Source organism: Streptomyces laculatispora (genome assembly GCF_017353455.1).
Taxonomy (GTDB): Bacteria; Actinomycetota; Actinomycetes; order Streptomycetales; family Streptomycetaceae; genus Streptomyces; species Streptomyces laculatispora.
The window spans coordinates 1-10,244 of sequence record NZ_JAFMPZ010000531.1 but is presented as its reverse complement, the minus strand read 5'-3'; the positions used below and the strand labels follow the sequence as shown (position 1 = coordinate 10,244).

The 10,244-nt window shown below is 69.2% G+C and carries 9 protein-coding genes; 1 reads left to right on the top strand and 8 read right to left on the bottom strand.

Annotated elements, in window-relative coordinates:
• The 3 genes from J1C73_RS28085 to rlmN all read right to left on the bottom strand — a co-directional run.
• Positions 1–1,426 (bottom strand): ABC transporter permease (locus J1C73_RS28085; RefSeq protein WP_207318834.1); only part of this gene is annotated, 1,426 nt, incomplete at its 3' end.
• A gap of 86 nt (positions 1,427–1,512) precedes the next feature.
• Positions 1,513–2,616: a thiamine ABC transporter substrate-binding protein gene (locus J1C73_RS28080; protein ID WP_207318833.1), complete on the bottom strand. Its 1,104-nt coding sequence runs from the start codon at positions 2,614–2,616 to the stop codon at positions 1,513–1,515.
• Positions 2,617–3,080: 464 nt separating this feature from the next.
• A complete protein-coding gene (gene rlmN, locus J1C73_RS28075) occupies positions 3,081–4,187 on the bottom strand; it encodes a dual-specificity RNA methyltransferase RlmN (protein ID WP_207318832.1) in 1,107 nt (368 codons plus the stop codon).
• A 333-nt stretch (positions 4,188–4,520) separates the two neighbouring features.
• On the opposite strand from rlmN, the gene J1C73_RS28070 reads away from it, so the two are divergent.
• Positions 4,521–5,048 carry a hypothetical protein gene (locus tag J1C73_RS28070; protein WP_207318831.1) on the top strand — a complete coding sequence of 176 codons (528 nt, stop codon included), beginning with the start codon at positions 4,521–4,523 and terminating at the stop codon, positions 5,046–5,048.
• A 127-nt stretch (positions 5,049–5,175) separates the two neighbouring features.
• Here the strand turns inward: J1C73_RS28070 and J1C73_RS28065 are convergent, their stop codons facing one another.
• The 5 genes from J1C73_RS28065 to rpsB form a co-directional block, all read right to left on the bottom strand.
• The gene (locus tag J1C73_RS28065; RefSeq protein WP_207318830.1) at positions 5,176–6,261 is read right to left on the bottom strand and encodes a phosphatidate cytidylyltransferase; all 1,086 of its coding nucleotides are present in this window, start codon (positions 6,259–6,261) and stop codon (positions 5,176–5,178) included.
• Entirely contained in the window at positions 6,261–6,818 is a 558-nt protein-coding gene (gene frr, locus J1C73_RS28060) for a ribosome recycling factor (RefSeq protein WP_024488459.1), read from the bottom strand. The genes J1C73_RS28065 and frr overlap by 1 nt, the downstream gene beginning before the upstream one ends.
• Before the next feature lie 167 nt (positions 6,819–6,985).
• Positions 6,986–7,762, bottom strand: a complete 777-nt coding sequence (gene pyrH, locus J1C73_RS28055; RefSeq protein WP_123461966.1) for a UMP kinase — start codon at positions 7,760–7,762, stop codon at positions 6,986–6,988.
• A 158-nt stretch (positions 7,763–7,920) separates the two neighbouring features.
• Positions 7,921–8,775, bottom strand: coding sequence for a translation elongation factor Ts (gene tsf, locus J1C73_RS28050; RefSeq protein WP_207318829.1), 855 nt, complete (start codon positions 8,773–8,775; stop codon positions 7,921–7,923).
• Positions 8,776–8,874: 99 nt separating this feature from the next.
• Entirely contained in the window at positions 8,875–9,813 is a 939-nt protein-coding gene (rpsB, locus tag J1C73_RS28045; RefSeq protein WP_123461962.1) for a 30S ribosomal protein S2, read from the bottom strand.
• Positions 9,814–10,244: the final 431 nt, after the last annotated feature.

Here is a 10,244-nt window from a genome sequence, read left to right as displayed (position 1 = left end):
CGAACTCCCCGAGCGACACGGCGAACGCGAAGCCCGCCGCGACCAGCAGCGCCCGGCGCACCAGCGGCAGATCCACCTCGCGCCAGGCCCGCAGCGGCGAGGCGCCGAGGACCGCGGCCGCCTCGCGCAGCCGCCCGTCCACCGCGCGCAGGACCGGCAGCATGGTCCGTACGACGAACGGCACCCCGACCAGCGCCTGGGCGAGCGGCACCAGGATCCAGGAGGTCCGCAGATCGAGCGGCGGCTTGTCCAGGGTGATCAGGAAGCCGAAGCCGACGGTGACGGCGGAGACCCCGAGGGGCAGCATCAAAAGGGCGTCGAACCCCCTGACCAGCCGGCCGGCCCGCCTGGTCAGAGCCGCCGCGGCCAGGCCGCCGACAACCAGCGCGATGACGGTCGCGACCAGGGCGTAGCGCAGCGAGTTCCCGATCGCTTCGAGAGGTGCGACCAGGAACGTACCGCTGTTCGCCTCCGCCGATCCCAGCGCCCGGTAGTAGTCGAGGCCGTGGCCGCCGGACAGGTCGAGCGAGCGATCCACCAGTACGGCGAGCGGCAGCAGGATCAGTACCAGCACGGTCAGCAGGACGCCGCCGAGCAGCGCCCACTGGCCCGCGCCGCGCGGCCTGCGGGCGGTCTGCGCCGGGTCGACCAGCTTCAGCGCGGTCTCCCTGCGCCGTACGGTCCAGGCGTGCACGGCGAGAATGGCGCCGACCGCGGCGAACTGCACGAGTGTCAGCACGGCGGCCGTGGGCAGGGCGAGCAGCTGCGCGGTCTGGCGGTAGATCTCCACCTCCAGCGTGGAGAACCCGGGACCGCCGAGGATCTGGACGACGCCGAAGGAGGTGAAGGTGAAGAGGAAGACCATCAGCGCCGCGGCGGCCACGGCGGGGGCGAGCGCCGGAAGGGTGACCCGCCGCCAGGCGGCGAACCGTCCGGCGCCGAGGACGCGCGCGGCCTCCTCCTGGCGCGGGTCGAGCTGCGACCACAGTCCGCCGACGGTCCGCACGACGACCGCGTAGTTGAAGAAGACATGGGCCAGCAGGATCGCCCACACCGTGGTGTCGAGCCGTACGCCCCACAGCGCGTCGAGGAGACCGCCGCGCCCCAGCAACGCGAGGAACGCGGTCCCCACGACGACGGTCGGCAGGACGAACGGCACCGTGACGATCGCCCGCAGCAGCTGCTTGCCCGGGAAGTCGAACCGGGCGAACACATAGGCGCCCGGCAGTGCGATCAGCAGGGTCAGCGCGGTCGAGGCGAGCGCCTGCCAGAGCGTGAACCAGAGGACGTCCAGGATGTCCGGCCGGGTCAGCACCTCACCAAACCGGCCGAACTGCCAGACGCCGTCGGCCTTGAGCCCGCGGCCGACGATCGCGACGACGGGGTAGGCGAAGAACACCGCGAAGAAGGCGACGGGCACGGCCATCAGGCCGAGCCGCACCGCGCTCCCGCGCCATGACCGGGTACGTGCGGCCTTCCCGCGCGCGCCCGGTCCGCGTACGGGAGTCTTCGCTACTTCACTACGAGCGAGGACCATGACTGGACCCACTGCTCACGGTTCTTGGCGATCGTGTCCGGGGCGACGGTCGCCGGCTTGTCCGCGGTGGCCCCGAACTTCGTGAAGAGTTCCGGCACCTGCGCGCCCTTGGTGACCGGGCTGACGAACATGTTGAGCGGCATGTCCTCCTGGAACTTCTTTCCGATCAGGAAGTCCAGCAGGGCCTTGCCGCCCGCCTCGTTCTTCGCGCCGTCGAGCAGGCCCGCGAACTCGATCTGCCGGAAGCACGTCCCGGTGGCGACCCCGGTCGGGGCCGTCTTGGGCTGCGGGTCCGCGTACAGCACCTCGACGGGCGGGCTGGAGGCGTAACTCACGACGAGCGGCCGGTCGGCCTTGGTCTTCTTGCCGCCCGCGGAGCCGGAGAACTCCTCGTTGTACGCCTGCTCCCAGCCGTCGACGACCTTGACGCCGTTGCTCTTCAGCTTCTTCCAGTAGTCCCGGTAGCCGCCCTCGCCGTAGGTGGCGACGGTGCCGAGGAGGAAGCCGAGACCGGGCGAGGAGGTCGCGGCGTTCTCGGTGACGAGGAGGTTCTTGTACGCGGGCTTCGCCAGGTCGTCGAAGGACTTCGGCGGCGCGAGCTTCTTGTCGGCGAAGTACTTCTTGTCGTAGTTGACGCAGATGTCGCCGGTGTCGACCGGAGTGACCCGGTGCTTGCCGGCATCCAACTGGACGTCGGACGCGACCTGGTCGAGGCCCTTGGCCGCGTACGGCGTGAAGAGCCCGTTGTCGAGGGCGCGCGACAGCAGGGTGTTGTCGACGCCGAAGAACACGTCACCGCGTGGCGAACCCTTGGTGAGGATCTCCTGGTTGAGGGCGGCGCCCGCGTCCCCGCTCTTCAGCACCTTGACCGTGTATCCGGTCTCCCGGGTGAACTCCTTCAGCACGCCCTTGGAGGCGTTGAAGGAGTCGTGGCTGACCAGGGTGACGGTCTTGGAGCCGGCGCCCTTGGTACCGGCGGAGCCGGACGCCGGGTCGTCGGAGCTACCGCAGCCGGCGAGCGCGGTCGCGCCGATCGCGGCGGCGAGGGCCGACACCGCGATCTTCTTGGTGGTGCTCATGTGATTCCTCCTGGGGGTGACCAGGAAGAGACGCGGCCCTGCCCGCGCCGGTGGAACCGGAAGCGGGCAGGGCGCAACAGCTTGAGTAAGGTCCGAACTTCCTACCCGGAATGACCCGGGCGAGGTTCAGAGGGTCTGCGGCCAACCTGTCCTTGGTGCCGCACTCTCAGCGCTGTGGCGCTCCCCTGTCGGAATATGAAGTTGAATTCACGCCCAGGCTACACGGCCGGTTTCGGCCGCAGAGCCTGCCCCGGAGTCTGCCCGACGGATCGTGGCCGGGCAGAAATCAGGTTGGAGGGCGCCCAGGGTCTTTCGTTTGGATCAGGCTGGATCAGGGAGCGGGGTCCGGTGCGTGCAGATGCGAGGCGGAGGAGGGAGCCAACGCGGAGCATTGGCGACCGACGACAACACGGCAGGTGCGCGTGCCGGACCCCGCGAGCCCGGCATGATCCAAACGAGAGGCCCTAGCGCTCGGCGGCCGCCAGCTGCCCGCAGGCGCCGTCGATCTCCTGGCCCCGGGTGTCCCGCACGGTCACCGGCACGCCGTGGGCGGCGATGGCCTCGACGAACGCCTTCTCGTCCTCGGGCCGCGAGGCGGTCCACTTCGAGCCGGGCGTCGGGTTCAGCGGGATCAGGTTGACGTGTACCCGCTTGCCCTTGAGGAGCCGGCCCAGCCGGTCGCCCCGCCAGGCCTGGTCGTTGATGTCGCGGATCAGCGCGTACTCGATGGAGATACGGCGGCCCGACTTCTCCGCGTACTCCCAAGCGGCGTCCAGTACCTCGCGGACCTTCCACCGGGTGTTCACCGGTACGAGGGTGTCGCGCAGCTCGTCGTCCGGGGCGTGCAGCGAGACGGCGAGACGGCATTTGAAGCCCTCGTCGGCGAACCGCAGCATCGCCGGCACCAGGCCTACGGTCGAGACGGTGATCCCGCGCTGCGACAGGCCCAGCCCGTCGGGCTCGGGGTCGGTCAGCCGGCGGATGGACCCGACCACCCGCTTGTAGTTGGCGAGCGGCTCGCCCATGCCCATGAAGACGATGTTGGAGAGCCGCGCCGGGCCCCCGGGGACCTCACCGTCGCGCAGGGCCCGCATACCGTCCACGATTTGGTGGACGATCTCCGCGGTGGAGAGGTTGCGGTCGAGGCCGGCCTGTCCGGTGGCGCAGAACGGGCAGTTCATCCCGCATCCCGCCTGGGAGGAGATGCACATCGTGACGCGGTCCGGGTAGCGCATCAGAACGGACTCGACCAGCGTCCCGTCGTGCAGCTTCCACAGCGTCTTGCGGGTGGTGTCGTCGTCGCAGCTGATGTGCCGGACCACGGACATCAGATCGGGGAACAACGCCTCGGCGAGCTTGTCCCGCGACGCCGCCGGGATGTTGGTCCACTCCGACGGGTCGTGTGCGTACCGCGCGAAGTAGTGCTGCGAGAGCTGCTGGGCGCGGAAGGGCTTCTCGCCCGTCTCGGCGACGGCTTCCTTGCGCTCGGCGGGCGTGAGGTCGGCGAGGTGCCGCGGCGGCCTCTTGGCTCCGCGGGGCGCGACGAAAGTGAGTTCTCCGGGCTTAGGCATGGTTCGTCCAGTGTCGCAGACACGCCGGGATGCTGGCGGTCGTCGCCGGTGGCACGGGCGGACCGCGGGTCTGCCCGGCCGACGCGGGTCGTCATCGGCCGACGTGGGCGGCCCTGGGACGGCCCGGCCGCGTGCACGGCAGTGACCGATCGCACCCCGGCGGTCCGGCGCCTGCGGACCGTGAGCGCGGGCCGGTTGCCCCATGGGCGCTCCGGGCGACGGCCGGCGCGCGGGCTACGTCGCAAAGGGGGGCGTGGCGCCGATGGACCGGGCCGGGCGGGGTATCCGGAAGACGACAGGGACATCCGGGCGAATGCGCAGGAGGTACGTGCCATGCACAGCTTGAAGCAGTGGTTCAATCACAGCCTGATCGCACAGGCGCTGGTGCTCTTCGTGCTGGGCATGGGCTTCGGCGCCCTGTTCCGCCGGAATGATCACCCGGGTTTATGGGTGGTCCACAGCCTGATCTACACCGCCGTTGTCATCGGGTTTGTGGCTTTTCAGCGGCGCCGGACCAGCCGCGCGACCGGCGCCGGCCCCCGCACGGTCGTCAGCCTCAATCGCAAGATCCGGCGCCGTGAGGTGCCGCGGGATCCCGAGGAGCGGGTGATCATGGGGCGGCTGATCGACGATCAGCTGGGAAAGATGGAGCGGGGAAAGCGGTGGCTGCCGTACTGGCTGGGTTTCACGGGCCTGATAGCCGTCGGCATGCTCGTCCTCGGAGCGACCACCGGCTCGCTGGCCTTCCCCCTGGTCTTCACGGCCGGTGTGATCGCGTTCTGCCTCTGGATCCTGTGGATGCACCGCCGGGCCGTGGAGCTCCACCACCACATGCGCTCGGCCCTGCAGAACCGCGGCTGACGGGTGCCGTCGCCTTACGCACCGCGGGCACGGTCCCAGGTGGTGGTCGTCTCACTTCGCCCGGCACATGAGTGAGGGTCCGGCGTCCCGTGGACGCCGGACCCTCACTCACGACAACCGCGGGTACTCAGCCCGATCCGACGAAGATCACCATCAGCAGCCAGACCACCGGCGCGGTCGGCAGCAGGGAGTCCAGCCGGTCCATGATGCCGCCGTGCCCGGGGAGCAGCGTGCCCATGTCCTTGATCCCGAGGTCCCGCTTGATCATGGACTCGCCCAGGTCACCGAGGGTGGCGCTGGCGGCGACCGCGAAGCCGAGCAGGAGGCCCTGCCACCAGGAGCCGTCGTCGATCAGGAACTGCATGCACAGCGCACCGGCCACCATCGCGAAGGCCACGGCTCCGAAGAGGCCCTCGCGGGTCTTCCCGGGGCTGATCCGCGGTGCGAGCTTGTGCTTGCCGAACCGCCAGCCGACCGCGTACGCGCCGGTATCGCTGACCACGGTCAGCAGCAGGAAGGTCAGCACCCGCTGCGGCCCGTCGGCCGCGGTCAGGAGCATGGCGACGAAGGTGGCCAGGAACGGTACGTAGAACGCGGCGAAGACGCCGGCCGTGACGTCCTTGAGGTAGCCCTCCGGCGGTTCGGTCATCCGCCAGACGAGCACCGCGAGAGCGGTCAGCGCCATGGCGGCCCAGGCGCCTTCGGCACCTCGCGCGTAACCGGCCACGACCATGGCAGCGCCACCGACCGCGAGGGGTACGAGCGGCGCCTTGATGCCCTTGCGCTCCTCCAGCCGGGAGGTGAGCTCCCAGAGGCCTACGACGACGGCGACCACGATCACACCGACGAAGACGGCCTTGACGATGAAGAGCGAGGCGACGACGACGGCACCCAGCCCCACGCCGACCCCTATGGCGGCTCCCAGATCACGGCCCGCACGTTTCTTCTGCGGGGGTGGCGGCGCGGTGGACATGGGCTCCTGCGGCTTCTCGTCGCGGAACAAGGGGCCGCCGCTCAGGCGTGCGGCCCCCTGGTCCCGGTCATCACGATCGTCAGCGTCTCTACCTGCGTCGGGAACGTCCGGCACGATGGGCATGGGCCGAGTCTGCTGGGCACTATGCACATCGTATGCAGGACCCGCCGGAGCGGCCCGCATCTCGGGAGCGGCCCGATGGGCGGCGCCCTGCGGGGCACCCCAGGAAGAGTCGTTCATCAGACTTCGAGCAGCTCGGCTTCCTTGTGCTTCAGCAGCTCGTCCACCTGCGCGACGTACTTCGCGGTGGTGTCGTCGAGCTCCTTCTCGGCGCGACGTACCTCGTCCTCGCCGGACTCCTTGTCCTTGACCAGCTTGTCGAGGGTCTCCTTGGCCTTGCGACGGACCGCACGGATGGAGATCTTGGAGTCCTCGGCCTTGGTCTTCGCGACCTTGATGTAGTCGCGACGGCGCTCTTCGGTGAGGTCGGGGAAGTTGACCCGGATGATATTGCCGTCGTTGCTCGGGTTGACGCCGAGGTCGGAGTCGCGGATGGCCTGCTCGATGTTGCGCAGCGCGGTCTTGTCGAACGGCGTCACGACGGCCATACGGGGCTCGGGCACCGAGAACGAGGCCAGCTGGTTGATCGGGGTCAGCGCGCCGTAGTAGTCGGCGACGATCTTGTTGAACATCGCCGGGTGCGCACGGCCGGTGCGGATCGCGGCGAAGTCCTCTTTCGCGACCACGACGGCCTTCTCCATCTTCTCCTCGGCCTCGAGGAGGGTTTCTTCGATCACCACGTGCTCCTGCGTGTCTTGAGTGGGCCCGGCGTGCTCGGGCCCGGCGGGTCCTGCGTCGCGTCCTCACCTGCACGGTGTCCGACCGGCAGGCCGTTGTCCATCCTTCGGGCCCCTACCGCGAGCCCCGGGAACTCACCGGGTCACCCCGGTTCGGTCCCCCGGTTTCAGGCCCGGGTGCCCTGGTCGCTCACGAGCGAACCGATCTTCTCACCCTTGACGGCGCGGGCGATATTGCCCGCCGTCGTCAGCTCGAAGACGAGGATCGGCAGCTGGTTGTCACGGCAGAGCGTGATGGCGGTGGCGTCGGCGACCTTGAGATCGCGGGCGAGCACCTCGCTGTACTCCAGCGCGTCGAACTTCACCGCTCCGGGGTTGGTCTTCGGGTCGGAGTCGTAGACCCCGTCCACACCGTTCTTGCCCATCAGCAGAGCCTCGGCGTCGATCTCCAGGGCGCGCTGGGCCGCGGTGGTGTCGGTGGAGAAGTACGGCATACCCATGCCGGCGCCGAAGATGACGACGCGGCCCTTCTCCAGGTGCCGTACGGCGCGCAGCGGGATGTACGGCTCCGCGACCTGGCCCATGGTGATGGCGGTCTGGACGCGGGAGTCGATGCCCTCCTTCTCCAGGAAGTCCTGGAGCGCGAGGCAGTTCATGACGGTGCCGAGCATGCCCATGTAGTCGGACCGGGCCCGGTCCATACCGCGCTGCTGGAGCTCGGCGCCGCGGAAGAAGTTGCCGCCGCCGATGACGATCGCGATTTCCGCGCCGTCCCGGACGACCGCAGCGATCTCGCGTGCGATGGCGTGCACGACGTCGGGGTCGACACCGAGACCCCCGCCACCGGCGAACGCCTCTCCGGACAGCTTCAGCATGAAGCGTCCGGCCACCTTGCCGTCGTCGCGCCTGTGGTCACCTGTTGCGGCGTCCGCGCCCTTGTTCATGGAGATTCTCCTCGTGCACATACGAAGAAGGCCATTGCCGGTGGGTCCGATGTCCCTCAGCGGCAATGGCCTCCTCGTCAGATCTGCGGTCGTACGGCGGTGTGCGGCCGTCGACTGCACCAGACCCTATCGGGGTCCACCGTTTTTCGCGGACGGACTCAGATGCCGACCTTGATGCGCGAGAAGCGCTTCAGGGTGACACCGGCCTCGTCCAGAACCTTCTGGACGGACTTCTTGTTGTCCTTGGCGAACGCCTGCTCCAGGACGACGACCTCCTTGAAGAAGCCGTTGACGCGACCCTCGACGATCTTCGGGAGAGCGGCCTCGGGCTTGCCCTCCTCGCGAGAGGTGGCCTCGGCGACGCGGCGCTCGTTCTCGACCGTCTCGGCCGGGACCTCGTCGCGGTTGAGGTACTTCGGGGCGAAGGCGGCGATGTGCTGCGCGACGTCCTTGGCGACCGTGGCCGCGACCTCGTCCGTGGCGGATCCCTTGTCGAGCTCGACCAGGACGCCGACCTGCGGCGGGAGGTCGGGCATCGTGCGGTGCATGTACGCAGCCACGTAACCGCCGCTGAACTGCGCGAAGCGGTCCAGGACGATCTTCTCGCCGAGGTTGGCGTTGGCCTCGTCGACGTACGCCTGAACCGTCTTGCCGGCCTCGATCTCGGAGGCGAGCAGCGTGGCCAGGTCGGCCGGGGAGGTGGCGGCGACGTGCGCGGCCAGCGCGTTGGCGACGGCCTGGAACTTCTCGCCCTTGGCGACGAAGTCCGTCTCGCACTTCAGCTCGAGCAGGACGCCGGAGGTCTTGTCCTCGGAGATGAGGGAGATGACGGCGCCGTTCTCGGCAGAACGGCCCTCGCGCTTGGCGACGCCCTTCTGACCCTTGATACGAAGGGCCTCGACGGCACCCTCGACGCTGCCATCGGCCTCGTCGAGGGCCTTCTTGCAGTCCATCATGCCGGCGCCGGTGAGCTCACGGAGCTTCTTGACGTCAGCGGCGGTGTAGTTCGCCATGAGTCTGTATTTCTCTCTCGAAGTCTGAAAGATCTACGGGTGAACGGCGGGGGCGGTGCCTGTGGCACCGGCCCCCGCCGTCGTCAGCCGTGACGGGTGTCAGGCCTGCTCGCCGTCCGTGGCCGGAGCCTCGGCGGCGGGGGCCTCGACGGCCGGCGTCTCGGTGGCGGGAGCCTCGGCGGCGGCCTCGGCCGGCGTCTCGGCGGCGTCCGCGACCTTCTCGGTCTCGGCGGAGGTCTGGACCTCGGCGTCGGCCTTCTTGTCGCCCTCGAGCAGGTCACGCTCCCACTCGGCGAGGGGCTCGCCGGCGGCCTTCTCGCCCGGCTTCGAGTCGCCGGTCGCAGCGCCGGAGCGGGCGATGAGGCCCTCGGCGACGGCGTCGGCGATCACGCGGGTGAGCAGGGTGACGGAGCGGATCGCGTCGTCGTTGCCCGGAATCTTGTAGTCGACCTCGTCGGGGTCACAGTTGGTGTCCAGGATCGCGACGACCGGGATGTGGAGCTTGCGCGCCTCACCGACGGCGATGTGCTCCTTCTTGGTGTCGACGATCCAGACGGCGCTCGGCACCTTCTGCATCTCGCGGATACCACCGAGGGTCTTCTCCAGCTTGGCCTTCTCGCGGGAGAGAACCAGGAGCTCCTTCTTGGTGAGGCCGGAGGCGGCCACGTCCTCGAAGTCGATGAGCTCAAGCTCCTTCAGACGCTGAAGGCGCTTGTAGACGGTGGAGAAGTTGGTGAGCATGCCACCGAGCCAACGCTGGTTGACGTACGGCATGCCGACGCGCGTCGCCTGCTCGGCGATGGCCTCCTGCGCCTGCTTCTTCGTACCCACGAACATGATGGAGCCGCCGTGGGCGACGGTCTCCTTGACGAACTCGTAGGCGCGGTCGATGTACGACAGCGACTGGAGCAGGTCGATGATGTAGATGCCGTTGCGCTCGGTGAAGATGAAGCGCTTCATCTTCGGGTTCCAGCGACGGGTCTGGTGACCGAAGTGGACGCCGCTTTCCAGCAGCTCCCGCATCGTGACGACGGCCATGGCCGTACTCCTTGAGGTGCTCGGTTATCGCGACCGCAGGTTTGCTGTCGCGCCTGACGCCCCGACGCGCCGTGCCACAAGGGACCGAGGGGCGCGGCCACCTCCGTCGAGAAGGAGATGGCGGGGCGTGCGAAGTCGACCCGGTGACCCGGATCGCCACAAGAAGTGTACGGGACCCGTCGAGTGCCGGGTGACGGCACTGTCCACAACCGGCCGGTACTCCACAGATCCGGGCCATGATCCCCGCGAACCGGTCTGCCGGGGGACGGTTGTGCCATGCGAAACACATCTGCCCGGGACGGATCCCGGGTCCGGGCCATGATCCGCGGCGCACCGGGCGGCGGCCCGCGGCGCCTGGTGCGGGCGGCCCCGGCGGCGGCCGCCGCTGCGCTTCTCGCGATGGGGTGCTGCGGGGCGGCCGCCCCGGCCCC

Bases quoted from the DNA above. Each gene is read 5' to 3' on its own strand.
- J1C73_RS28080 (WP_207318833.1), bottom strand. From the start codon at position 2,616: ATGAGCACCACCAAGAAGATCGCGGTGTCGGCCCTCGCCGCCGCGATC.
- rlmN (WP_207318832.1), bottom strand. From the start codon at position 4,187: ATGCCTAAGCCCGGAGAACTCACTTTCGTCGCGCCCCGCGGAGCCAAG.
- J1C73_RS28070 (WP_207318831.1), top strand. From the start codon at position 4,521: ATGCACAGCTTGAAGCAGTGGTTCAATCACAGCCTGATCGCACAGGCG.
- J1C73_RS28065 (WP_207318830.1), bottom strand. From the start codon at position 6,261: ATGAACGACTCTTCCTGGGGTGCCCCGCAGGGCGCCGCCCATCGGGCC.
- pyrH (WP_123461966.1), bottom strand. From the start codon at position 7,762: ATGAACAAGGGCGCGGACGCCGCAACAGGTGACCACAGGCGCGACGAC.
- tsf (WP_207318829.1), bottom strand. From the start codon at position 8,775: ATGGCGAACTACACCGCCGCTGACGTCAAGAAGCTCCGTGAGCTCACC.
- rpsB (WP_123461962.1), bottom strand. From the start codon at position 9,813: ATGGCCGTCGTCACGATGCGGGAGCTGCTGGAAAGCGGCGTCCACTTC.